Here is a 24,546-nt window from a genome sequence, read left to right as displayed (position 1 = left end):
TTTAATTATTTGCTAATTTTTGACAAGTCAGCAGAGAGCTTCCTACGCTCAAAATACATTTTTATACGGAATTTCAGGTTACGCCAAAACGAACTATGGTTAGAGTGTCGCCCGCCGTTGACAACCTCAATTGCGCTGACAAACGTCTTATCCTGAGTGAAAGGATAGGGGCGAATTCCAATGACGCTTATTCCGACCTCGCTATGAAACTGCATATCAACATCAACAGCGCGAAAAAATGACTCTCGTTTCAGTAGCTTTTCTGCACCAGATAAACTCAATGCATAGGCTGCCGCACAATTAGGCACTTTTAAAAAGTTTCCTAATGTGAAACCATCATCTAATGATATTGAGTTGATAAACGGATTATTGCGGTTGTCGAACAGTTTAATCATATCCCAGCCTTTAAGCTGCTCGATATGTTGGAGTAGTGATGGCAGCTTATCTGTTATGCACAAATCGTCTTCCAAAATCAGGCAGTACGGAATTTTTTCTTCTGAGATTTTTTTCCAAAGCCTCTGATGGCTAATATAACAACCAATCTCACCCAGGGTAAGGTTTCTATGGTGATACCTACGATTGGCATTCGCGTTGTAATGTTGTTCTATTTCCTCGGTGCTCAATGCATGCCCTACCGTTGCATCAAACCGAATAGGTTGTATACCTAGCGCGTTTAACTTCGACGAAGTTGAATCCCAGCGCTCAACGCACGATTTCATATTGATAACAAAGATTGGGATATTCATCATAATTAACCGCTTTTAAACAATGGACTCACAACACTACTGAAAAGCGAGCTTTTGCAATAGCAGACTTATCCTCATTACTAAACAAACATCTGTTTAAAGGTAGCCCATTGTTCATTGAACTGCTCAGTTGGCTTGCGCGTAAATCCACTGCGGATAAAGCCATTAATACGGCCGTCAGTGTAGCTAATCAGCATATTCGCAATTATCGCTTCATCTGCGGAAAGTGTTTTGCCTTCGCGTAGTTTGCGTTCTCTTAATACCTGTTTTAACTGTGTTTCTAAGCGCTCAAACAGTTTTGCGATGCGCGCGCGCAAACGATCTTGCTCGCCCATAAGTGCATCACCATTTAAAATTCGTGTAATGCCCGGGTTCTTTTCCGCAAAGCCTAAAATGAGGTGCAGAATAAGCTGGCAGCGAGTAAGTGAATCTTTTTCTTCGTTTACAATTTTGTTGATACGCGTAAAAAGCGTTTCTTCGATAAACTCAATAAGCCCTTCAAACATACGTGCTTTACTTGGAAAGTGGCGATACAGTGCCGCTTCAGACACGCCGACTTTTTCCGCTAATTTAGCCGTAGTAATACGTTGACCTGGGCTGGTTTCTAGCATTCCAGCGAGCGCTTGCAGAATTTGAGCTCTGCGATTTGTTTTTTTGACAGCAGGCATGACGAAAGTATTTCCTCCGCTACCGAGTTACAGCAACTCGGGCTCCATGTTAAGTTGGCTTACACCAAAGCGTTTATATTTATCGTTTTTATTATCGACACTTAATAAGCATCTGTTAGCGTTTATTTCGAAGAGCAAAGCGCTCCGCGATAAGTGCGACTAGCTCTTGCGCGAGCTCATCTTTACTGGTTGCTGGCAAACATTTATCACCGTCTTGCCAAATCACATGCAACGCATTTTTATCGCTATTAAACCCCAGACCTTCCGCTGTTATGTCGTTTGCGGCAATCATATCAAGCTTCTTTTTGGTCAGCTTAGTACGAGCGTACTCTTCCACATTTTGGCTTTCAGCTGCAAAACCAACACAAAATGGCCTGTCTTGTCTACAGGATATGCTTGCTAGAATATCAGGGTTTTTAACAAAAGTAAGTGTTAACTCATCACCTGTTTTTTTGATTTTATTATCTGCAATGGCTGCCGCTTTATAATCAGCAACGGCTGCCGTACTAATAAAGACATCTGTTGAAGAAACTCGCTTTTCGCACGCTAAAAGCATCTCATCGGCTGTCACTACATCAACGCGAGCGCAGTTGGCAGGTGTAGCAAGAGATACTGGGCCTGCAATCAATGTGACGTTAGCACCGGCTGATGCCGCTGCTTTCGCAATAGCAAACCCCATCTTGCCAGAACTATGGTTTGAAATATAACGCACCGGGTCTAAGGGCTCTCTGGTTGGCCCTGCGGTGACCATCACATTTTTACCCGCTAAACTTTGTAGCGCTGGAGAGCGTTGCGATGTACTGTCCTTCTCGCGGTTTAATTGTTCTGCGATATCGACGGGTTCAACCATTCGTCCAGAGCCTACATCTCCACATGCCTGCTCACCACTCGCTGGACCTATGAACGTAACACCATGCTCTTTTAAATAGGAAATATTGCGCTGTGTAGCAACCGCTTTCCACATTTGCTGGTTCATAGCCGGTGCTATGTATAGTGTTGCCGTTGTTGCCAAGTACAACGTCGTGAGTAGGTCGTCGGCCATGCCGTGAGCGAGCTTCGCTAATGTGTTAGCGGTTGCCGGCGCAATAAGTAAAATGTCGGCCCATTTAGCAAGCTCTATGTGCCCCATGGCGGCTTCCGCTGCAGGGTCTAATAAATGCTGATGGACAGGGTTTCCCGATACAGCCTGTAATGACAAAGGGCTTACAAATTCTGCGGCAGAGTCTGTCACTACCACACGAACATTAGCGCCTAGCGCGGTAAGCTTTCTCACCAAATCAGGCGCTTTATAGGCAGCGATTCCGCCTGTCACACCCAGCAAAATGTTTTTGTTAGCAATAGACATATAAGCACATAAAATCTCGAAATTATTGTTAGCCTACCATGGAGACAAAAAATCGGGTAGCTGAACAAAAGTCGATGTAGCAAAACCTGAGTATTTATTTTGTTGCGTATCGCTATATGTAAGGGGAGAAACAGACCCTTAATACAGTCGTCAACACGTTGGTATTCATCTATAAACTCAATTTCATTGAGCAGGTGGACCAAGAGCATGTCGATAAAAGTGTGGCCAAAAAGTGAAAGGCCGAGAGAAAAGTTATTACAGCATGGTGCAGAAAGTTTGAGTGACGCAGAACTCATTGCCGTATTGTTAGGAAAAGGCGTAAAGGGAAAGAGTGCCGTTGCTGTGGCCCATGAGCTATTGCATGAACTTGGGTGCTTACGCGGCGTGGCAACTGCGTCAGAAGAAAAATTTTCGAAGATAACAGGTGTTGGGCCGTGTAAATATGCGCAATTTCAAGCAGGGTTTGAAATATATAAACGCAATTTAGAAATAAAGCTTAATCGGCAGGACGTGTTCAACAATGTGGATGACACAAAGCGCTACCTGCAGGCTAAATTAAGAGATTGCGAGCGGGAAAAGTTTGCACTTTTGATGTTGGATAGTCAGCATCAACTCATTGCATTTCGAACTATGTTTAACGGCACGATCAACAGTGCTGCGGTGTACCCAAGAGAATTGATCAAACAAGTTATGATCGATAACGCGGCCGCGATCATTCTTGTGCATAATCACCCATCAGGCGTTGCAGAGCCTAGTCATGCAGACATTCGTTTAACGACAGAGATCAAAAATGCCATGGCATCGATCGACGTGCCCGTGCTCGATCATTTTGTGGTTGGAGACAAAGAAACTATTTCATTTGCGCAAAGAGGCTTGCTAACATAAGAAACCTAGGTCATTTGTCGATTATAATCTAGTCAAATCATTGAAAATGATTTAGCATAGGATTCAGTGGGTAATTTTATTAAAGGACTGTTATGAAGAAGTCAATTATTGCATTGTTTGCAGCTGCAACAATGGTAGCGGGTGTTAACGCACAAGATAACGAAGGTGGTACTTCAGGAATTGGTGGCGTTAGTGGTGGTGTAATTGCTACTACAGTTGTTGCTGCGGGTATTATCGCGGGTGTTGCCAACAACAACTCTGCTGATGCACCAGGAAATGGTGGTACTACTCCAGGTCAACCTACTTGTGAAGGCGACGATCCGTTGGTAGACGGCGTATGTGTTGGTACAACTAACACAGTTACTGTTACTACTTCTGGTACTAGCACTGTAACTAAAACAATTACTGTGCCTGTTACTTTTACTTACGCACCGACCGTACAGTAAATTTAAGAGTATTCGAAAAAGCCGCTTTTTTTAGCGGCTTTTTTTATTTATATAGCAAAATTATTTGTTTTTAGTTTTAGTCGGCGTACTTCAATGAAACTACACATTCTTATGGCCATTCTAGGCTTTCTTTGTCTTTCTCTTTCAGGGTGCTCAACCACCACACTTGCTTATTACAATACGTTGAAACTCGCTTTAAAAGACCGAAGTGTTTCTTATACTGTTGAAGAAATTGCGGCCAGTAAAGCTGATATTATGCAGATTAAAGCGGGTGAAAGGGACACTGCCTCTCTTGCGCTAGCCCATATTGATGGCGATAAATACAGATGGGTATCCGGTGATAGAGTTATTTTCACTATGCACCACGGTATCATTGTTAATACAGAAGGTTTAGACAACGACCTTTATTACACGGGCAACCTGCAGCATAACCCGCTCGCGACAGATAACGTTTTACCGTTCAAGTGGGATCGCAAGGTCGACATAGCAAATATTGGTTATGGTATACCTGTCGATTCATCGTGGAGAATTGAGGGAGAAGAAACCCGTGAATACCTTGGTTTTTCTGTGCCAGTGATAAAAGTCGTCGAGCATGTATCATTTTCAGAATACACCCCTTTTATCGATGTGGGTTTGTCATGGGAAAATACCTATTTTTTGCATAAGTATTCGAAAGCGTTGTTAGCCACTAAGCAACAGTTTAGTCCGGAAGGAGACGAGTACGATATGGTCTACTTAAGCCGAATTGTGCGTGAAATGAGTAAGCAGGGAGCGGCACAATAATGAAGTTTATCTCTACGCTCATTGTTGCGTTAGGCATCACCGCATCAGGTTCACTATTTGCTGACGATAATATGGTTAGCATCATGATCAACAAGCAAACGTATCAATTTGACAGACCAATAAGACTGTCCAGCGCGCTGTCGATTGTAGCCGACAACGGCGATTGGTACTGGCCTAGTGCCTCTGCGTTTGATTTATCGAATCCTGAGGCTGAACGTCAGAAAGAAATCGCCTTATCTGAAATAAGAACGCTTTTAACTCAGTTTGATGAAGACTCCGAAACCCATGCAGCACTCAAAAATTTGTATGAACAAGTTGCGTCATGGACCGTGTCTACCCGTATTGATATGCCGATTTCTTATAACCGCGCTCGGTTATTTTTCGAAGATAACCCAATGTTTCAACCGGGAAAATATTGGATTCGCTTAAATGGCAGACCTAACGTGGTCCATTTCTCTGGTGCGGTAGTTAAGCCCGGTGCCTATCAACATCAAAGTGATACTTCGGTTTACACTGCAGTACACACTGTTAAAAAGGCGGTTGATGCTGACAGAAGTCACGTGTATGTGATTGATCCCATGGGTAACATTAAAGAAAAGGGAATTGCTTACTGGAATATAGACTTTGCCCAAATTATGCCGGGTAGCCAGGTTTATGTGCCTATTTCATCAGAGCTTTTCAGCGATAAACTTGAGCAATTAAATAAGCGCGTCGCCGCGCTAGCAGTACATAGGGTTTTACCTCAATGAGTGCGCCACTACTATCTAAGAAAAAAACACTTGCGCTTGTCATTGGAAGCGCGCTTTCTTCCCCTGTTATCGCCGATACTCAAATTCGTGTCACACCGTCGCAAATGGTGCAAGGCGGAAATGGTTTGATACAAACGCCTACAGCGCGTATGCGCGATGAAGGTGGAATGGCTATTAACTATACGGACAATGGTGAATACCGCTTTTGGTCAGTAAACATTCAACTGTATGATTGGATGGAAGCGACTGCCCGTTATACTGACGTCCGTACTCGACTCTACAGTCAGGTAGAGTCATTCAGTGGCGATCAAACTCTTAAAGATAAGGGTTTAGACGTTAAATTCAGGTTATGGAAAGAGAGTTACTACCTCCCTGATATCAGCGTTGGCTTCAGAGACTTCGGTGGAACCGGCTTTTTTGAAAGCGAATATGTAAATGCCAGTAAGTCTGTAGGTCCGTTCGATTTCCATTTAGGTTTAGGTTGGGGTTACCTAGGCACCGCTGACGACATCACTAACCCATTCTGTGAGGTTAAAGATAGCTTCTGTGAACGACCTGGAGGCTTTTCAGGTCGTGGTGGCAAGGTAGACTACGATCAGTTTTTCAAAGGCACTACCGCGTTCTTTGGAGGCGTAGAATATCAAACACCATGGGAGCCGTTAACGCTTAAACTGGAGTTTGAGGGTAACGATTACTCTCGCGACAGGGCGGGGCGTTTAGAACAAGACTCTCGCTGGAATGTGGGCGCGGTTTACCGATACAAAGACTTTGATTTCTCGTTGAACTATCAACGGGGCAACACCATAGGTTTTGGTGTCACCTATCGCTTTAACATGAATACAGCGTCGCAAATCAAGTTCGATGAAGACCCGCGAAACTTAATGGGCAGAAATGCGCCCTCTGATGTGAAAGACGTCAATAAATCTCGACTTTATAACGACTTATATAATGCCGGCGGCTTTATCTTATCGGACGCTGAAATTAAAGAAGACAGTGCTACTTTTTACGGCACCCAGCTTAAATATCGCGATCAAGAAGAGGCGATTGAGCGTGTTGGCCGCGTCGCCGCTTCAGAACTTCCTGATAGCGTTAAAACCTATCACGTGGTGGATAATCGCGGTGGGCTTCCAATGGTCGATACGCAAATAGATGCCGAAGCCTTTATCTCTGCTGCCCGTTATGAGTCGGTGGACGCAGATATTACTGAGACTTATGTCAGAACGTCACCCTCTAAAGAAGTGAGAGAAGCATACGACCCTGAAAATACTTCAGGTCTATTTTACGGCGCCGATTTCTTCTTCACACAGTCATTTGGAAACCCAGAAGATTTCTTTTTATATCAGACGGGACTTCTTTTAAACGGCGGTTATGCGTTTAATGAAAACTTCTCTGTTATGAGCAGTGCTCGAGTCACGCTTCTTGATAACTTCGATAAGTTTAACTATTTGGTAGACGGCGAAGACGTATCCTTACCTCGTGTGCGTACACGGGTTCGCGAATACGTATCTGAGAACGATGTCTGGTTAGATACGGCATTTTTGCACTACAAAGATAATATCGCTGAAGATATTTATGTACAGGCGTATGCGGGTTACCTAGAAACCATGTTCGCCGGTGTGGGAAGTGAAATATTGTATCGTCCTGTCGATAGCAATGTCGCATATGGCTTGGATATTAATTACGTAAAACAGCGTGATCCTTACAGTCAGACAGGCTTAGAGGATTACGATACCATCACCGGACACGCGAGCGTGTATTGGCAGCCAGAATTCTTAGACGGTACACAAATTACGGTAAGTGCAGGTCAATTCTTGGCGAAAGATAAAGGTGTGAATATTGATTATGCCAAGCGCTTTGACAGTGGCATTATCGTCGGCGCGTTCGCGGCTTTCACGGATGTCTCCTCCGAAGAGTACGGCGAAGGTAGTTTTACCAAAGGCTTCTATATTTCCATTCCTACGGATTTGTTCTTGCTAGAACCTTCGAAAGGTCGTGGTTTGTTCCCTTGGGTGCCTATCTCTCGTGATGGTGGCCAGCTGCTGCGTCGCCCCTCACGTTTAATAGACCTGACAGAGGCGAGGTCACCCTTTTTCGACTAAATAAACAGCCCCCAGTAATTGGAATGTCCAACTATTGGGGGACTTCAGTCGCCGCGTTTTTGATTTTGCTGGCAGTGTGTTCTTAAAATTTGGCTACCTTGTGCCTAACTGCAGAGTTAAAGTTCTCAGTTGCTTACTCACTTCATTTTTATTTCTAAGATATTGATAAAATTGCTGTTTAATTCTGCTTAAAGGACGTCTGTTCGTTTTAGACTTTTTGCCGCAAGTAATGGTGCTAGCGCAGGTTGTATCTTGAGAAAAAGGGTAAGGCATGAGAGATAACACTGATATACCGTGTTCCCAAAAATGTTGAATTTCGGTGTCGCAGGGTCTGCCGAATTTGGCGGTAGAGGCGTACAGTTTTTGTGCTCCTCGCTTAGAAATTGCAGTTGCTGCGCCACCACTCATCGGCTTTTTATGCACCACTAAGTTAAACTCATCGTTGAGTTCAAAGCTATGAGCGATAGGCCTCTCTCTATTTGCGTAGGCGCTAAGTTTTATGAGATCCCAGTCAATGGTGAGCGTATCAATACTGGCCAGTGCTCGTTGGATATTTCCTATAACAAGAAAATCGTCCTCTAAAATAATACCGTAATCTGCATTTCCTTCTGCAATGTGTTTCCACGCTTCGCGGTGACTCAAAAAGCAACCAATCTGAGAAGGCGTCAAATCATAGTAGTAACGCGCTTTATTTAAATCGGGGCAATAGTGCTTTAGATACACGTCTTCACAAAGAGATTGACCGCACACAGCAGCAATGCGCTCATAATGCAATTGATGCGCCTCTAATTGCGCTTTCGATTTTGCTAAACGATCGGTACTTCTATCTAAATTAATCAGGTAGACAGGGGTCATGTTGCATTTGCCATATTCAGCAGCGCTAAACACAATGAGGGTTGCATTTAGCGGGGTAGTAACTAACTTCTAGATTGAGGGATATACATGACACCTTTACGAAGAAAGTATGACGATTTGATGTCGGTTAAGTGAAATAATACGAGGTGCGTTTAAAATGTAATGCATGTATTTATTCATAGCTTAACGACGAAGGGGAAAGTACAATATAGGCTGTTAAAAATGAGTGCTGGTGGTATTTTGTGCAAAAATAGTACGTAAAAGTAACCTTTTTGTACTTTCTTATTGAAATGATCCTACCTTTGCTGTATAAAATGCGCCCTCTAATTTATAGTAATACGTCATTTGACCCAACCACTGTTTGAGCGCTTGGGATTAACTGACGCGACAGTTATCGTTGTTCTGGAGACAAATACAATGTCAAGAGTATGCCAAGTAACAGGTAAGCGTCCAACGGTTGGTAATAACCGTTCACACGCACGAAATGCGACTCGTCGTCGCTTTTTACCAAACCTTCAAACACACCGTTTTTGGGTTGAGAGCGAAAGCCGTTTTGTAAAACTACGTTTGTCTGCTAAAGGCATGCGTATCATCGATAAGAAAGGTATTGATTCAGTACTAACTGACATCCGTGCCCGTGGTGAGAAAATCTAAGGAAGCCGACAATGCGTGATAAAATTAAACTAGTTTCTTCAGCAGGTACAGGTTTCTTCTACACCACTGATAAAAACAAGCGTAACATGCCTGGCAAGATGGAGATCAAAAAATACGATCCCGTTGTGCGTAAGCACGTTATGTTCAAAGAGGCCAAAATCAAGTAATTAGCTTGCTTTTGTCTCCACGAAAACCCAGCCTTTGCTGGGTTTTTTGCGTTTTACCCCTCAATTATTATCCCCTTTACAGATCGCAGCAGATCATCCTAGCGCATACGACAGATCCCTATCTATGCGGATTGGTATACAGACTTTTTTCGAATTGAATTAGCGTCTGTATCAATGAGGCATTAGTATATTGGGCTATCGGTTACTTTTAATGTTCATGGGTGTAAAGCGTGGCTAGAATTTCACAGCGAGCAATGAATAACGTCGTTATCATCGCTATGCTCATCATGATCGCGCTGTTTAATTTAGACAGTCTCCGTCCTCAAAAAAATAACGTGCAGACACGGCGATTATTGCCTGAAGACACTTATGTGCTAAAAATTGAGCACGATGGAAACAGCTTAGAGCGAGTGGGGCAGCAGTGGCGTCAAAAAGGACAGGTTCAACACCTAGCCATTACGCCCGATGTGCAGTTCTCTCATTGGCAGCGCGCCGAATTAACGCCTGCCACTGAAATTCCAGAATCGGTGTTAGCAATTCAGCCGTATATTACCGTTGTATGGCTCGCTGGTAACGCTAATGGCCTTTTGTATGCCATCTACCCAGATCCAACATCAACAGTGATCAAATTTGAAAATAACTGGTACACATTAACCAATACCGACCTTGATAAGCTTTTACCCTGGATTAAATAAATGCCTGAGTTACCAGAAGTTGAAGTAAGCCGTATGGGCGTTTCTCCCCACCTTATTGGCAACACCATTACAAAAGTAGTGGTTCGTGAGCGAAGAATGCGCTGGCCGATACCTGATGAGGTGTTTAGTGTTGAAGGACAAGCGGTGACATCCGTTAGTCGCCGAGCGAAATACCTGCTCATTGAAACGGCTACAGGCACGCTAGTTTTACATTTAGGTATGTCGGGCAAATTACGGGTCATTGATGCAACAACACCCGTTATCAAACATGATCATGTCGACATAGTATTAAACACAGGTAAATGTTTGCGTTTAAATGACCCTAGACGCTTCGGTGCTGTGTTATATCAAGCGCCTGATACCCAACTTGCCATGCTAGACAATTTGGGCCCAGAGCCACTTACAGACGATTTTGATGATACCCGATTGTTTTCGTTATCGCGCAACCGAAAAGGCCCAGTCAAAAACTTTATCATGGACAATGCTATTGTGGTGGGAGTTGGTAATATTTATGCAAACGAAGCGCTGTTTTTAGCAGGCATAGACCCCCGAAGAGCTGCGGGCAACATAAGTGAAGCGCGCTATAAAGCACTCACCGCAAGAATAAAACAAGTGTTAGCCAAGGCCATTGAACAAGGTGGGACCACCTTAAGAGACTTTGCGCAAACCGATGGAAAACCGGGCTACTTTGCTCAGCACTTAAACGTGTATGGAAGGAAGGGAGAGCCGTGCGAAGTGTGTGGAAAAGCGATAGAAAGCAAGGTCATTGGGCAGCGCAATACGTTTTTCTGTACCCGCTGCCAGCGTTAGGTTTGTACTGCGCTTGTTTAAGGCGTTCAGTCTTTTTTACCTAGCCTATCTCTTAATGCTTGTTCCACAACGGGATGACAAAACCCGCTCACTGCGCCTCGGTGTAGTGCAACTTCTTTAACCAATGTGGAAGAAATAAACGAGTTTTCTTCTGCTGGCGTTAAGAACACGCTTTCAAGTTTCGGATTTAAGCGTCGATTCATGTTGGCCAATTGAAACTCATACTCAAAATCAGACACGGCGCGCAGACCTCGAATTAAGATTGTAGCATTTTGCTCATCGGCAAAATCAGCGAGCAGGCCAGTAAAACCGACGACTTCAACATTAGGTAAGTCGGCGGTAACTTTCTTAATCATTTCTACGCGTTCTTCTAACGTAAACAGCGGCTTTTTACTGGGGTTGGATGCGATGGCTACGATTACATGAGAAAATAGCTGCGATGCGCGTTCAATGAGATCGGCATGCCCGTTAGTAATTGGGTCGAAGGTGCCGGGATAAAGTGCTCGTGTGTGCATAAGGTATAGTCTTATCGTTATAAGTAATTTATGTGTTGAACGTGGTTAATGTAACACAATAATCACGTAAGTTTAGCGCTGCTGGCAACACTACCTGACAAGAACGCATTATTTCGCTATCACCGCATTATATCCGTCCATGCACCATGCCCAATGCGTTTCTTCCCAATGGAAAACGGTATTTTTTACTTTTTCTTTGCGTAACGAACGCAGTAAACGGTCCATGTTACCTTGTTTCCATCCTTCGCCCTCTTTTTTACAACAACGATCAAAATCGATTAGCCAAACCTGTTTGCTATCGTCAATCATAATATTTCGGACGTTGGCATCGTGATGGTACACTTGGCAGTTGTGCATCGCCGCGAGCGCGTGTCCTACTTTTTGCCATTCGTCTTTCGATAGCGATTGGCTTGAAAGTAAATGGTGCAAATCCCGACTGTTAGGAATGTTAAGCGTGATGAGATCGCCGCGATATATGAGCCCCCTGCGGTGAATGCGAGCTGCGACGGGGACAGGAACACACAAACCTTTTTCACGCATATGTGTGAGCAATCTAAACTCTTCGAAAGGGCGTGAACGTTCAACGCCAAGAAAGGCATACTGATCGCTCAGTATTCTTCCCACTAGACCACCGCGTTTGAAATGACGCAAAACCCAGTGCTGGCGCTCGTGCTCGATAAAGAAAGTGGTACCACGTCCTTTTGCTTGACCTGTAATCTTGTTTTGCCCATGCCAGAACTCGGGGTTAAACATATCTGTGTTGGGCTGCTTGATCAGCGTGTCGTCGAAAATAAAGTGGTGTCCAGCACCGATGTCTCGTCGTATTGTCGCCATGTTGCCCACAACTTATGGTAAATTTCACATTCTAATGATTTATTTTAGTTTTTCAGCAACGAGAGAGCTTCTGTGGGTAAAAAGATTTGTTTAATGCGCTTATCAGCCATAGGTGATGTTTGTCACGCCGTGGCTATGGTCACTCGAATTCAAACACAGTGGCACGATGCTGAAATTACATGGGTCATAGGAAAAGTGGAATACCAGCTGGTTAAGCTGATGCCCAATGTCAGATTCATTATTTTTGATAAATCACAGGGCAAAGCTGCGGTTGAATCGTTAAAAGCTGCTGTAGCAAATGAAACCTTTGACGCACTCCTGATGATGCAGGTGGCCCTGCGGGCAAATATGGCGTCACGCGTAATTAAAGCGAAGCAACGCATTGGGTTTGACTGGGCGCGTAGCAAAGAACTGCATTGGTTATTTGCAAATAAGCGTATTGCTGCAACAAAACACGCCCATGTACTTAAAGGTTTTATGGATTTTGCCGATGCACTAGGCGTTCCTGAAAGTGAGTCGCTGGCGTGGAATATTCCAGTCAGTTCAGAAGATGAAGCTTGGGGAGCAGAACAAGCCAATGCACTTGGAAAATATGTGGTTATTTCCCCTGCTGCGAGTAAGGCAGAAAGAAATTGGTTACCGCAGCGATACGCGAGTATCGCTGATTATATCCAAGAGGCGGGAGTCAACGTGATATTGTGCGGTGGTCCGGGGAAACTCGATCGGCAAACAGCCGATGCAATCAAAGCTAACGTAAAACATCCGCTTAAAGACTTCACTGGGCAAACGTCATTGCATCAACTCCTTATGTTGTTAAAGCATGCTCACCTTGTTATTGCTCCTGACACAGGCCCGGCCCATATGGCCACGACCGTAGGCACGCCGGTGATTGGGCTGTATGCGCATTCAAACCCTCGTCGAACAGGGCCTTATTTGGACCTTGATAAAGTGGTGTCTGTTTATGATGAATGCATTGAAGCGCAAAAGGGGAAATCGTGGGAACGTCTTTCGTGGGGAGTCCGTGCGAAAGGCAGTGCGTTAATGGAAAAAATCACAGTGGAGATGGTGCAGAAGAAAGTCGCCCCATTTATCCAGTGATTTACTTTGTTGTAAGGTAAAACAATCAGCTATTATCTACACTTAGCTTTGCAAAGTGTACCTCCGTTATAACAGGGAGTCGTTTCTGAATGAAAAAGCCAGCGTTGCGGTGGCTAACTCACGTGCTTGCTTTAAAAAAGCTTAAATTGGTGCTGCTTATCATGGCGGCGCTCGTTATAAGTGTGCCTAAAGTAAACGCCTCAGAGCTATACGTCATGGTGAACGAAAGTGTGATGGTAGCAGAGTTAAGCCGGTCTGAGCTTCGTCAGATTTTTACAGGGCAGCGTCAGTATTGGAACAACGGCACTAAGATCACCGTATTTGTACTTGAAGATAGAGACGAACTGCACAAGCAGTTTTGCCGCGACATACTTCAAATGTTTCCTTATCAACTGTCTCGTATATGGGACCAAATCACCTATTCAGGTCAAGGAGTGACGCCGGTGAGAGTAACGTCGTATCAAGCGTTAATAGACGCTTTGGAAAATACCGAGGGTGCCATAGGCTATGTCGAGCGCAATGATATCGTGAAGCTACGACGCGTAGAGGTAAATTTATAATGAAAAAGTATATTGTTTACGCGTTGTGGTTAGCCAGCTTCAATACTGTTGCTTCCTCCTCCGACTTTTCATGGCATGGTTATGTTTCCCAAGGGGTTACCCAGTCGAAAGGAAGCCGCTTTATTACTGACAATGATGATGTGACGGGAGAGCTTACCGAAATCGGTCTCAATGGCTATTATCAACTGGCTGAAAACATATCGATTGCGGGGCAAATTAACTACTTAGATGGTGGCAACCGTTTTGAGCAAGGGGCTCGTCTAGATTACTTATTTGTAGATTGGAAATTGCCAGATTTGCCCGGCGGATGGCGCGGTCAAATTCATGCAGGGCGATTTAAAAATAGACATTGGCTCTATTCGGTAACGCGAGACGTACCGCAGACACGCTATACCTCTGTACTTCCCCAATCGGTCTATTTTGACGGCTTTCGAGATGTCGCGCTTGGCAGCAACGGTATTCAGACGAGCTTTTCCCATTTTGGAGAAAACAATATATGGGAACTTAACTGGAGTTATGGACGCTCGAACATCAATGACTCTCAGCGAGATTTCCTGTTAGGGAATGAAGCAAAAGGTAAAATTAAACAGGACTTTGTGCATCAAGCCAGTGTGTTTTGGCAGCCTGCTTCAATGACTTGGAAGCTAGGAGCAAGCTGGCTGAATTCTGACTTTAGGTATACACCGTCAGAAGAGGATAGCCGTATTGCAGGTGGCGCGAACATTGAGCGAATTATGCTATCGGGCCAATACTTCGCCGAGAATTGGGAAGTTTCAGCTGAATTGATCCGTGAAGTTCAAGACAGCCAGGGATTGTTCTTTCCCGACTTCGTTTCGAAACGTACAGGTGAAGGTGGTTTTGTTCAACTTAGATATTTGTTCAACAACGACGTAAGCGGGCTTATTGGCTACGACACTTATGTCAATGACACCTCAGACAGGGACGGCAAACAGCTTGAGGCGATGTCAGGCGGTCTAGTACCTGCGTATTTTGGTTATCAAGATACCTATACAGTTGGTGTGCGCTGGGACATTGCACCTAAGTGGAGACTTCAGGGCGAGTATCATTGGGTAGAGGGGGCAACGCGTGTGGTCAGTCTATTAAATATGGACGTTGCATCTCATGCAGACAAACACTGGGAAATGTGGTCTCTGCAGTTGATGTATTGGTTTTAAGGGAAAAAATGAAGGTTCAGGTATCGTTTACCACCAAAACCATCCTCATCTTGTTGGCAATGGTATTAACCGTTGCTATTGTCATTTCGGCTGTTTTGATCCAAGAGTCTGACGCGCGCGTGCTGCTTCAGCAGCGGGAAAGCCAAATAAGCAACCATCGCCGCGTTCAGCTTTTTGAAGATATACTTCATGGGCGTATGGTCACCCTTATCGACATCATCAGTCGAAGAAATGATGCTTACTCGACAAACATAAATGAATTACACCAGTCGTTGAGTGATCTGAGTGAGTACCTCACATTAACTTATCAAGTAGAGTCACTGTTATTATTCGACGAAGAGGGCGTAGTAGGAAGTCCGGGTAGACCCGTCGATACAGACATTCAAAACCTTGTTAACACAACACGCGTAACGTTTGAAAGTCGCTCGTTATTGGCCTGCGACACGGTGTGTACCCACTACATTTCAATACCGGTGATGGCAGACGGTGACGTTATACCCATTATTGTCGTTTCAACATCAATGCGCGAATTATTGTACTTGTTCAGTCGCGCGACAGATGTGCACAAGGTCGCCATTGTCCAAGTCAAAGAAACGCCAAATAATGCAGCAAGGTTTACCATTGCAAGCCAAGTCTCTGCAGCAAACCGCCAGTATTTACAGTCGCTTTTTAACGCGTTGCCCGAGCAATGGCGACTGGATGACTTGGTGATAAAAGGCATCAAGGTTGAGCTTGAAACTAAACAATTACTCGTAAGTTTACTGCCATTTGAACACGCTACAGGCGATCGGCCCTATATGCTGATAGTGCAAGACGTGTCTGCTACCGTGCGTCAAAATGAACAATATCAATTTGTGGTAATTTCAAGTGCAATTGGGCTTTTCTTAGTTTTTTCATCACTTCTTTATCTGTTCTTAAATCAATATCGCACTCGGCTTGTAGGTATAAGCGAGCGCTTACCTATGTTAGCCGAGCATAAATTTAGTGAGTTTTATACCAGTGCTGCCAAGCGCCGTGCGTCACCTGTTTTCAATTTCACTGATGAACTTGACGTTGTGGAAGAGGCCGCTAACGATTTAGCTCGCCAACTCGAGAGTTTTGACGGTCAAATGGCAATAAACACCGCTAAACTAGAAAAAATGGCGATGTTCGATGTGCTAACAGGGTTGCCCAATAGAAACATGCTGACCTTTCAAATAGAGAAGCAGTTGGCTCGCTCTATCAGAGATGAGCGGCTAGTGGCATTGATGTTTATGGACTTAGATGACTTCAAAAAAGTGAACGACAGCCATGGCCATGACGTAGGCGATAAGCTGTTAAAAGCGGCTGCCATGCGCATCTCCCGTCCTATCAGAGAATCTGACATTGCCTCGCGATTCGGCGGCGATGAGTTCGTGATTCTGTTGTCAAATATTGAGAATAAGAACCATATCGGTTATGTAGCGCAAAAAATAATCGATGAATTCAAAGAGCCTATAATCGTTGATGGGGTGACATTTTACGTCTCTATCAGTATTGGTATTGCGATAACCAGCCATGCTCGAGCAACGCCGGTGGAGCTATTACGTCATGCTGATATTGCCATGTATGAAGCAAAAGCCAAAAAGGGCGCTGCGTTTAGGGTTTATGATGCCACCATGAACCTTAAAGTTATGCAAAAAGTGGAATTAGAGTCTGAGGCAAGAGAAGCGCTGAGAGACAACCAGTTCAGCCTAGCCCTGCAGCCTCAAATAGAAATGCATAGTGGCAGGTTAGTGGGGTTTGAAGCGCTACTGCGTTGGAGCCATCCAACCAAAGGGCATATCTCACCGGCAGAGTTTATTCCATTGCTTGAGAATACCTCGTTTATGCTTGAATTAGATTACTGGGTGATCGCGCGTTCCACCTATCTTATTCGCGAATTCAACAATAACGGTTATTCAGATATCAAGATTGCTATTAATTTGTCGGCTGGCCAGTTTTTAGACCCAACGCTGCCTGAGTTTTTACAACAGCAGATCATTCAGAATGACATTGCCCCTAACCAAGTCTGTTTAGAGCTGACTGAAACCGTGCTCGTTTCTGACATCAAACGTGCAACCAGCATTATGAAAACCATCCAAGGCATGGGGTGTATGCTTGCAATTGACGATTTTGGAACGGGCTACTCATCGCTTAGCTATTTGAAATCGCTGCCGGCCGACTACATTAAAATCGACCGCTCATTTGTGGCAAACATAGCCAGCAGTGCTGACGACAGAAACATCGTTCACTCTACGATATCCATGGTTCGTAACATGGGAATGCAAGTAGTGGCAGAAGGTATCGAAACCAGCGAGCAGTATGAATTATTGTGTCGTTTTGACTGTGATATCGGTCAGGGCTACCTGATTAGTAAGCCGGTGTCAGAGACCGATATTTGGGAAGTACTGAAAAGCAAAGTTGAATATAACCTTTGGAAAGATTTCGCCTAGCGATTTACTTCACCGCTGCGCGCACGTATTCCCCCCAAGTGTGCTGAATAATTTACAAACTTAGTCGACAAACCCATTAAATACACCGCACGGGTGTGTACCCTTTAACTTGCTTTCATTACACTATTGGCTTTTATATATCTACACTCGGAGAATGGCATGTCTGCGGCATTTATCTCTCATTTGCAATCGCAAATTGAAGCCACGAAAGAAGATGGTTTGTACAAGAAAGAACGTGTTATCACGTCGCAACAGCAAGCAGATATAGGCGTTGCTGGTGGCGAGCACGTTATTAACTTTTGTGCTAACAACTACCTTGGTCTAGCAAACAATGAAAGCCTGATCGAAGCGGCGAAAAACGGCCTGGATAGCCATGGTTTTGGTGTAGCATCTGTACGATTCATTTGCGGCACACAAGACATTCACAAGCAACTGGAAGCGTCTATTAGCGACTTTTTAGGTACAGAAGACACCATTCTTTATCCGTCTTGCTTCGACGCCAACGGTGGTTTGTTTGAAACCCTACTTGGCCCAGAAGATGCCATTATCTCTGACGCGTTAAATCACGCCAGTATCATTGACGGTGTGCGTTTGTCGAAAGCCAAGCGCTATCGCTACGCCAATAACGACATGGCGGCGCTAGAAGAGCAGTTAAAGCAGGCGAATGCCGATGGCGCGCGCTTTAAAATTATTGCGACTGACGGCGTATTCTCGATGGACGGTGTTATTGCCGACCTTGCCTCAATTTGCGACCTGGCAGATAAATACGATGCCATGGTAATGGTTGATGACTGCCACGCAACAGGCTTTCTTGGTGAAAACGGTAAAGGTAGCCATGAATATTGCGGCGTAATGGGCCGTGTCGATATAATCACCGGTACCCTAGGTAAAGCCCTTGGCGGCGCGTCAGGCGGTTACACGTCGGGCAAAAAAGAAGTCGTAGAATGGCTGCGTCAGCGTTCGCGTCCTTACCTTTTCTCTAACTCTGTTGCGCCACCTATTGTTTCAGCGTCACTAAAAGTGTTCGAAATGATGAAAGACGGCGATGAGCTACGTGCTAACTTATGGCGAAACGCCAATCATTTCCGCAAGCGTATGGAAGAGGCGGGCTTTACCCTTGCAGGTAAAGATCACGCTATCATCCCCGTCATGCTTGGCGATGCACGCCTAGCCAGCGAAATGGCCGATAAGCTTCTAGAAAAAGGCATTTATGTTATCGGCTTCTCTTACCCAGTTGTGCCAAAAGGCCAAGCCCGAATTCGTACGCAAATGTCAGCAGGCCACAGCCTTGAGCACGTTGATAAAGCCATTGACGCGTTCATTGAAGTGGGCCGTGAAATGGGAGTTATCTCATGAAGTCGCTAGTAAAAGCGAAAGCAGAAAAAGGCATTTGGCTTCAAGATACGCCAAAGCCAGAAGTAGGGCATAACGACCTACTCATTAAAATTCGCAAAACCGCGATATGCGGTACCGATATGCACATTTACAACTGGGACGAGTGGTCACAAAACACCATTCCAGTTCCTATGGTTGTAGGTCACGAATACGTGGGCGAAGTTGTGGGTATGGGCCAAGAAGTAAAAGGCTTCAAGGTTGGTGACCGTGTATCTGGTGAAGGCCATATTACTTGCGGTCATTGCCGCAACTGTCGTGCTGGCCGCGTACACCTATGCCGTAACACAGAAGGTGTAGGCGTGAACCGCCCGGGCGCATTCGCAGAGTACTTGGTAATTCCTGCGTTTAATGCATTTAAAATTCCTGACAATATCAGTGACGACCTTGCGTCTATCTTCGACCCGTTTGGCAATGCGGTTCACACCGCGCTGAGCTTCGATCTCGTTGGTGAAGACGTGCTAATCACCGGTGCGGGCCCAATTGGCATTATGGCAGCAGCGGTAGCGAAGCACGTAGGTGCGCGTCACGTCGTTGTTACCGACATCAATCCATACCGTCTGGAACTTGCTAAAAAAATGGGTGCAACCCGTGCGGTTGACGTTAGTAAGGAAGATTTAAAAGACGTCATGAAAGAGTTAGGCATGACAGAAGGCTTCGACGTGGGCCTTGAGATGTCAGGTGTGCCGGTTGCTTTCAGAGACATGCTTAACAAAATGAATCACGGTGGAAAAATAGCGATGCTAGGTATTCCGCCACAAGATGTCGCTATCGACTGGAACCAAGTTATTTTCAAAGGCTTAGTGATAAAAGGTATCTACGGTCGTGAGATGTTTGAAACCTGGTACAAAATGGCAAGCCTGCTGCAAAGCGGCTTAGATTTGTCGCCTATTATCACTCACACCTTTTCTGTTGATGACTTTCAGAAAGGGTTTGATACCATGGGGTCAGGACAATCAGGTAAAGTTATTCTGGACTGGCAATAATGACAACATTTACACACATTAGCGTAAACGACGTAGCGAATTTTCAAGGCGACGTCGCCATTGTGGACATCCGCGATCCTCAATCGTTTGCTAATGGGCATATGCCGAACGCAGCACCACTAAACAACGACAACTTTGCAGCGTTTATCGAAAAAACGCCTAAAGACATGCCTGTGGTGGTGGTTTGTTATCACGGCGTCAGCAGCCAACAAGCTGCACAAGTCATTGCGCAACAAGGTTTTGAAACCGTCTATAGTATGGACGGCGGCTTTGAGGCGTGGCGACAGGCAAATCCGGTAGTAACCGAATAGCAATTTGATAAAGGTGCACAGTGTGCACCTTTTTTTATACTTTTCAGACCCAATACATTCCAGTATAAAGGGGTTATCTATCGCCCCGTCACGACACGTTACATCGCGTTATTCATTTTATGCTTTAGGGTAATAACTAGCTTATGGGCCATCCTTTAATTGCGTTCAACCAACAAAGTCCAGCACATCTTCTCGCAAACTACTTAACCAGTCAGGGTATTGCTGCATCGGTAGTACAAGACGAGAAAGAGTTCGTCGTCGTCCTTGATGATGCTGTTCATCTCGACCGCGCAAAACGCATCGCAGAAGACTTTTTGACCAACCCTACCCACCCAAAATATCAGCAAGCCGCTTGGGACAGTGGAAAGAACGTGCAGTTAGCGCCGTCTGGTAGTGGTTTTTCAATGGGAAATATCATAGAGGATGCGATTAAAGCACCGTTCACATCCATCGTGTTTCTTCTTTGTGTGGCGGTTTATGTGTTGTCTTTACTGGGGCTTTTTGCGCCAATTGCGCAACACTTACTCATGCAACCTTTCTCTGTATTATCGGAAAACCACGAATGGTGGCGATTGCTGGGCCCCGCATTTATTCACTTTTCAGCGCTACACATCATATTTAATCTACTATGGTGGGGCATGCTAGGCGCAAAAATAGAACGGACGCTCGGCGTTAGCATGTTACTTATTGTGTTCTTAGTGTCGGCCGCGATCTCCAACGCCGCTCAGGCGCTATTTAGCGAGCCGGTACAGGCCAATTTATATTTGTTCGGCGGATTATCTGGTGTTGTCTATGCCGTTATGGGCTTTGTATGGTGGTTAGGCTGGCTTAGACCAAGCTGGGGCTTGTCACTACCAAACTCTATAGTGGGCTTTATGCTGGTATGGTTGGTTTTAGGTTATGCAGACATCTTGTGGGTAAATATGGCAAATGCTGCTCACACGGCGGGTCTTATATCGGGCTGCTTACTGGCCGCGGCATTAAGCTTAGGCGCTAAAAAGCGCTAAAAGGTGATAACAGGGTTAACGTTAACCGCCTTGGTATAAATATTTAGTAAAGATGACATTTTTAACTACTTCGCCGCCAGTCTCTTGTTTCATGTGATCTTGAAGGGCTTTAAGGATCGCGCGGCGAATTTCTTCACGACCGGTTAGTGATTTGACCTTCTCTGCAGGCTGCTGACCAAATATCTCAATGGTTGTAGAGCGCAATAGAGGCAGGTGGTGCTCGGCTATTTCCAGTTGGCCAACATCGTTGATCATCAATTCTACCGATACACGCACATAGCCTAATTTTTGCGCGCTCTCGCTTATGTAGTTGGTAACAATTTCTGGTTCTAAACTTAAGTAAGCAAAATTAGCTTTCTCTTGTGCAATCGCTGGGCTACTGCCGATAACCATTAAACCAAGCGCAAAAACGCGTAAAACTAACGACTTAAGCATAGTGAAATCCGAAACACCAAAGTAAAAAATTCAGTAGTAGTTTAGCAAAACTCTGATTAAACACACTACTGCAAAAGTTTAACCTAATGAAAATATTTGAATATGACGTGTTATCATACTAACAGATTCATTATTCGGGTTTTTCGTGTGAGTTTTAATGCCACTTTTCCAGTGGGGTTGGCGGTTAACTGGCAAGCACCGTCTGGCATCACTATTCCTAATGCGCAGTTAAAAAGCTGGCTGCTAGACACAGGTTCGCTAACTGAACGCGTTCAATCGTCAAGCAAACATTTTGCTCTCGAGTTAATAGGTCAACAAACTCAAGTACCTCACGACAATGAACTGTCTCTTTTGCACGCTAATGGCGAAACCAGCTATCAAGCGCGGGAAATATTGCTTTGTGGTGATCATACGCCGTGGGTATTTGCGCGCTCTATAATCCCTCAAGCGTTTGTTGATAGTGAGCTATCAAACTTAGGGCGAGAGCCTTTAGGAAAGCGGCTGTTCAACGATACCCGCTTCATACGCTCTGCGTTCCAAGTATGCCAGGTATCAGCTTCCCAATTTGGTATCAGCAGCAATCAAACCCTGTGGGGCAGGCGATCGTTGTTTACATTAGATAATTACAGCATGATAGTGGCAGAGGTCTTTCTTCCCGATTCACCGGCTTATAGTCACCTAGCTACAAGCGAAAAGGAACGCGAACAACACTTATGAAGCACAATTGGAATGCGTATGCGCGACTTATGCGCCTTGATAAACCCGTAGGCATTTATTTACTGCTGTGGCCAACACTGTGGGCACTGCTAATGGCGGCGCAAGGTCTCCCCCCTCTGAGCACGGCATTCATTTTTGTGGCCGGTGTAGTGGTGATGCGCTCGGCAGGGTGTGTCATTAACGATTATGCAGACAGAAAAGTAGACGGTAGCGTAAAGCGCACCGCGCAGCGCCCACTAGCGACGGGCGAAGTCACAGCTAAACAAGCGCTTCAGTTATTTGGGGCGCTTATTGCTATCGCATTTGTGTTAGTGCTATTCCTCAACTGGCAAACCATTGCGCTGTCGGTGGTAGCCTTACTCCTTGCAGCAAGCTATCCCTTCATGAAGCGCTACACCAATTTACCACAGGTAGTATTGGGCGCAGCATTCGGTTGGGCTATTCCTATGGCATTTATGGCCGTAATAGAAACAGTACCCACGTACGGCTGGTGGTTGTTTGTGGCAAACCTATTATGGACGGTCGCTTACGACACCATGTACGCCATGGTAGACCGCGATGACGACTTACAAATAGGCATCAAATCTACAGCCATATTGTTTGGCAAAAACGACGTGCTCATAGTCATGCTGTTACAGGCTGCTGCTCTAACCATACTTTGGTGTATAGGCAGCGCTATTAACGCCACTTGGCCATACTACATCGCAGTACTGTTTTCGGCCCTATTGTGCGTACGCCAATATCAACTGATTAAACGCCGTCAGCGCGAAGGTTGCTTCACTGCATTTATCGAAAACCACTATATCGGGCTTGTTATTACGCTGGGTACGGCGCTTCACTTTTATTTGGTTTAGTTAGGTAAAACTAACCAACAGCAAAATGGATTGCTATTGTGCGCTGGAATGGCCTTAAGGAATCGCAGTACTACAAGACGGTATCAACCTGTACCAACGTCCCCCTTTAGCTTAAAGATAGCCAGTTTAAAGTATTTGCTAGCTAATTCAGGCACGCACTTTCATCACGCAATATTTTCAAAGTCGTGCACAAAGTGTGTTACTAGGTGTTATACTTTAGGTGTTGAATGGAATCTATACGCATATACAAATTGAAGTGGTTCAAGAGGTGGGCGAGTAAAGAAGGCGTATCAGACGGTTTGCTAAAAGTAGCAATTGCAGAGATGCAAAAGGGATTAGTTGACGCAGATTTAGGTGCAAACGTATATAAAAAGCGAGTGCCTCTTTTGGGGCAAGGAAAAAGTGGAAGTGTAAGAACCCTCATCGCCTTTCAAGTAGATAACAAAGCCTTTTTTATTTACGGTTTTTCTAAAAACGTCCGCTCTAACGTTAGTGTCAAAGAGACAAAGGCTTTAAAACTCTTAGCTAAAGAACTATTGAACTATAGCGATGCTCAGCTTAAGAAAGCTATTGATTCAGGTAGTGTTGAAGAGGTGAAATAACGTGAAAGAAAGTATTTTAGATGTAGTGCATAGTGCCGCAGAAGACTTAAGCGAAGCCGGGGTAATGGATATGCAGACTATGCATCGTTTCGATGCATTATGTTTGCCCAAACTAGATCAATACGATGGTCAGCGAATTAAGGCAATACGTGAAAAAGCAAGGGTAAGCCAAGCCGTTTTTGCGGCTTATTTAAACATCACGCCATCTACAGTGAAGCAGTGGGAGCAGGGGAGCAAAAAGCCTCGAGGTACGTCTTTAAAGCTATTAAATCTCGTTGAGCAAAAAGGCTTAGAGATCTTGATGTAAGGTTGTAGCGCTTTAAGCGTTTAAGAACGTTAAAGGCTGAGAATGAATATTCTCTTTTATCCAGCTCAACAAAAAGCGCCATAAAGGCGCTTCTTAATTTTTATAAATAGAAAGTGATTACTTTTCTGCTAGCTTCGCTTCAAGCTCAGCAATGCGGCTTTCCATGGCGTCTAATTTTTCGCGAGTGCGAATGAGCACTTGGCTTTGAATGTCGAATTCTTCGCGAGTCACCAAATCGAGCTTCGATAACTGCGACTGCAAAACCGCCTTCACGCGGCTCTCGGCTCCTTCAGCCATATTTTTAACACCGGGTGGTACAGCATCAGCAATTTGTTTCGCTAAATCTTCGAGTTTCTTCGGATCCAACATGGAATTCCCTTATAATGCGCAGCTCAAAT

At 44.8% G+C, this 24,546-nt stretch carries 29 protein-coding genes; 21 read left to right on the top strand and 8 right to left on the bottom strand.

Annotated features, from left to right (window positions below; translation table 11 throughout):
• Positions 1–5 precede the first annotated feature (5 nt).
• From GVO63_RS11495 to coaBC, 3 genes are all read right to left on the bottom strand, one after another.
• Positions 6–749 carry a glycosyltransferase family 25 protein gene (locus GVO63_RS11495; RefSeq protein ID WP_236552129.1) on the bottom strand — a complete coding sequence of 248 codons (744 nt, stop codon included), beginning with the start codon at positions 747–749 and terminating at the stop codon, positions 6–8.
• Between the two features lie 77 nt (positions 750–826).
• Positions 827–1,414, bottom strand: a complete 588-nt coding sequence (gene slmA / locus GVO63_RS11490; protein WP_159579980.1) for a nucleoid occlusion factor SlmA — start codon at positions 1,412–1,414, stop codon at positions 827–829.
• A gap of 115 nt (positions 1,415–1,529) precedes the next feature.
• Positions 1,530–2,759: a bifunctional phosphopantothenoylcysteine decarboxylase/phosphopantothenate--cysteine ligase CoaBC gene (gene coaBC / locus GVO63_RS11485; protein ID WP_159579978.1), complete on the bottom strand. Its 1,230-nt coding sequence runs from the start codon at positions 2,757–2,759 to the stop codon at positions 1,530–1,532.
• 207 nt (positions 2,760–2,966) lie between these two features.
• Here coaBC and radC point away from each other — a divergent pair, with 207 nt between their 5' ends.
• The 5 genes from radC to GVO63_RS11460 all read left to right on the top strand — a co-directional run bounded on the left by radC (position 2,967) and on the right by GVO63_RS11460 (position 7,721).
• On the top strand, positions 2,967–3,644 hold the full coding sequence (radC, locus tag GVO63_RS11480; RefSeq protein WP_159491982.1) for a DNA repair protein RadC: 678 nt from the start codon (positions 2,967–2,969) through the stop codon (positions 3,642–3,644).
• A 92-nt stretch (positions 3,645–3,736) separates the two neighbouring features.
• Entirely contained in the window at positions 3,737–4,090 is a 354-nt protein-coding gene (locus GVO63_RS11475; protein ID WP_159491984.1) for a hypothetical protein, read from the top strand.
• A 93-nt stretch (positions 4,091–4,183) separates the two neighbouring features.
• Entirely contained in the window at positions 4,184–4,873 is a 690-nt protein-coding gene (locus GVO63_RS11470; protein ID WP_159491986.1) for a YjbF family lipoprotein, read from the top strand.
• Entirely contained in the window at positions 4,873–5,622 is a 750-nt protein-coding gene (locus GVO63_RS11465) for a capsule biosynthesis GfcC family protein (protein ID WP_159579976.1), read from the top strand. The genes GVO63_RS11470 and GVO63_RS11465 overlap by 1 nt, the downstream gene beginning before the upstream one ends.
• Positions 5,619–7,721, top strand: coding sequence for a YjbH domain-containing protein (locus GVO63_RS11460; protein WP_159579974.1), 2,103 nt, complete (start codon positions 5,619–5,621; stop codon positions 7,719–7,721). Before GVO63_RS11465 ends, GVO63_RS11460 begins: the two co-directional genes overlap by 4 nt.
• 93 nt (positions 7,722–7,814) lie before the next feature.
• Here GVO63_RS11460 and GVO63_RS11455 read toward each other — a convergent pair whose 3' ends face one another.
• Complete coding sequence (locus GVO63_RS11455) at positions 7,815–8,576, bottom strand: glycosyltransferase family 25 protein (protein WP_159579972.1); 762 nt, start codon at positions 8,574–8,576, stop codon at positions 7,815–7,817.
• 417 nt (positions 8,577–8,993) lie between these two features.
• Between GVO63_RS11455 and rpmB the strand changes: the two genes are divergently transcribed.
• From rpmB to mutM, 4 genes are all read left to right on the top strand, one after another.
• Complete coding sequence (gene rpmB / locus GVO63_RS11450; protein ID WP_012516576.1) at positions 8,994–9,230, top strand: 50S ribosomal protein L28; 237 nt, start codon at positions 8,994–8,996, stop codon at positions 9,228–9,230.
• An 11-nt stretch (positions 9,231–9,241) separates the two neighbouring features.
• A complete protein-coding gene (gene rpmG / locus GVO63_RS11445) occupies positions 9,242–9,397 on the top strand; it encodes a 50S ribosomal protein L33 (RefSeq protein ID WP_012516577.1) in 156 nt (51 codons plus the stop codon).
• 230 nt (positions 9,398–9,627) lie between these two features.
• A complete protein-coding gene (locus GVO63_RS11440) occupies positions 9,628–10,092 on the top strand; it encodes a hypothetical protein (RefSeq protein WP_159579970.1) in 465 nt (154 codons plus the stop codon).
• A complete protein-coding gene (gene mutM, locus GVO63_RS11435; RefSeq protein WP_159492000.1) occupies positions 10,093–10,902 on the top strand; it encodes a bifunctional DNA-formamidopyrimidine glycosylase/DNA-(apurinic or apyrimidinic site) lyase in 810 nt (269 codons plus the stop codon). It abuts the gene before it with no gap.
• A 26-nt stretch (positions 10,903–10,928) separates the two neighbouring features.
• Here the strand turns inward: mutM and coaD are convergent, their stop codons facing one another.
• Positions 10,929–11,417 (bottom strand): pantetheine-phosphate adenylyltransferase, encoded by a 489-nt coding sequence (coaD, locus tag GVO63_RS11430; RefSeq protein WP_159492002.1) that lies wholly within the window; start codon positions 11,415–11,417, stop codon positions 10,929–10,931.
• 108 nt (positions 11,418–11,525) lie between these two features.
• On the bottom strand, positions 11,526–12,251 hold the full coding sequence (locus GVO63_RS11425) for a 3-deoxy-D-manno-octulosonic acid kinase (protein ID WP_201285140.1): 726 nt from the start codon (positions 12,249–12,251) through the stop codon (positions 11,526–11,528).
• A 93-nt stretch (positions 12,252–12,344) separates the two neighbouring features.
• Between GVO63_RS11425 and GVO63_RS11420 the strand changes: the two genes are divergently transcribed.
• From GVO63_RS11420 to glpG, 8 genes are all read left to right on the top strand, one after another.
• A complete protein-coding gene (locus GVO63_RS11420) occupies positions 12,345–13,349 on the top strand; it encodes a glycosyltransferase family 9 protein (protein ID WP_159579966.1) in 1,005 nt (334 codons plus the stop codon).
• An 89-nt stretch (positions 13,350–13,438) separates the two neighbouring features.
• Positions 13,439–13,909, top strand: coding sequence for a hypothetical protein (locus tag GVO63_RS11415; protein ID WP_159579964.1), 471 nt, complete (start codon positions 13,439–13,441; stop codon positions 13,907–13,909).
• Positions 13,909–15,084 (top strand): hypothetical protein, encoded by a 1,176-nt coding sequence (locus GVO63_RS11410; protein ID WP_159579962.1) that lies wholly within the window; start codon positions 13,909–13,911, stop codon positions 15,082–15,084. The genes GVO63_RS11415 and GVO63_RS11410 overlap by 1 nt, the downstream gene beginning before the upstream one ends.
• Positions 15,085–15,092: 8 nt before the next feature.
• Positions 15,093–17,537: a bifunctional diguanylate cyclase/phosphodiesterase gene (locus GVO63_RS11405; protein WP_159579960.1), complete on the top strand. Its 2,445-nt coding sequence runs from the start codon at positions 15,093–15,095 to the stop codon at positions 17,535–17,537.
• Between the two features lie 159 nt (positions 17,538–17,696).
• A complete protein-coding gene (locus GVO63_RS11400) occupies positions 17,697–18,893 on the top strand; it encodes a glycine C-acetyltransferase (RefSeq protein WP_159579958.1) in 1,197 nt (398 codons plus the stop codon).
• Positions 18,890–19,915, top strand: coding sequence for an L-threonine 3-dehydrogenase (gene tdh / locus GVO63_RS11395; RefSeq protein WP_159579956.1), 1,026 nt, complete (start codon positions 18,890–18,892; stop codon positions 19,913–19,915). The genes GVO63_RS11400 and tdh overlap by 4 nt, the downstream gene beginning before the upstream one ends.
• A complete protein-coding gene (glpE, locus tag GVO63_RS11390; RefSeq protein ID WP_159492016.1) occupies positions 19,915–20,226 on the top strand; it encodes a thiosulfate sulfurtransferase GlpE in 312 nt (103 codons plus the stop codon). Before tdh ends, glpE begins: the two co-directional genes overlap by 1 nt.
• Positions 20,227–20,369: 143 nt before the next feature.
• On the top strand, positions 20,370–21,233 hold the full coding sequence (gene glpG / locus GVO63_RS11385; RefSeq protein WP_159579954.1) for a rhomboid family intramembrane serine protease GlpG: 864 nt from the start codon (positions 20,370–20,372) through the stop codon (positions 21,231–21,233).
• Between the two features lie 21 nt (positions 21,234–21,254).
• On the opposite strand, the gene GVO63_RS11380 is transcribed toward glpG, so the two are convergent.
• Positions 21,255–21,668: a flagellar basal body-associated protein FliL gene (locus GVO63_RS11380; protein ID WP_159492020.1), complete on the bottom strand. Its 414-nt coding sequence runs from the start codon at positions 21,666–21,668 to the stop codon at positions 21,255–21,257.
• A 147-nt stretch (positions 21,669–21,815) separates the two neighbouring features.
• Between GVO63_RS11380 and GVO63_RS11375 the strand changes: the two genes are divergently transcribed.
• The 4 genes from GVO63_RS11375 (at position 21,816) to GVO63_RS11360 (ending at position 24,148) form a co-directional block, all read left to right on the top strand.
• Positions 21,816–22,385 (top strand): chorismate lyase, encoded by a 570-nt coding sequence (locus GVO63_RS11375; RefSeq protein ID WP_159579952.1) that lies wholly within the window; start codon positions 21,816–21,818, stop codon positions 22,383–22,385.
• A complete protein-coding gene (gene ubiA / locus GVO63_RS11370; RefSeq protein ID WP_159579950.1) occupies positions 22,382–23,239 on the top strand; it encodes a 4-hydroxybenzoate octaprenyltransferase in 858 nt (285 codons plus the stop codon). The genes GVO63_RS11375 and ubiA overlap by 4 nt, the downstream gene beginning before the upstream one ends.
• A gap of 227 nt (positions 23,240–23,466) precedes the next feature.
• A complete protein-coding gene (locus tag GVO63_RS11365) occupies positions 23,467–23,841 on the top strand; it encodes a type II toxin-antitoxin system RelE/ParE family toxin (protein WP_159492026.1) in 375 nt (124 codons plus the stop codon).
• Between the two features lies 1 nt (position 23,842).
• A complete protein-coding gene (locus GVO63_RS11360) occupies positions 23,843–24,148 on the top strand; it encodes a DNA-binding transcriptional regulator (RefSeq protein WP_159492028.1) in 306 nt (101 codons plus the stop codon).
• Positions 24,149–24,265: 117 nt separating this feature from the next.
• Here the strand turns inward: GVO63_RS11360 and GVO63_RS11355 are convergent, their stop codons facing one another.
• Positions 24,266–24,517, bottom strand: coding sequence for an accessory factor UbiK family protein (locus tag GVO63_RS11355; protein ID WP_159492030.1), 252 nt, complete (start codon positions 24,515–24,517; stop codon positions 24,266–24,268).
• Positions 24,518–24,546: the final 29 nt, after the last annotated feature.

The sequence above is a fragment of the Alteromonas sp. KUL106 genome (genome assembly GCF_009811415.1).
In the GTDB taxonomy this organism is placed as follows: domain Bacteria; phylum Pseudomonadota; class Gammaproteobacteria; order Enterobacterales; family Alteromonadaceae; genus Alteromonas.
The sequence above is the reverse complement of the archived record's forward strand: the minus strand, read 5'-3'. Positions and strand labels throughout refer to the sequence as shown.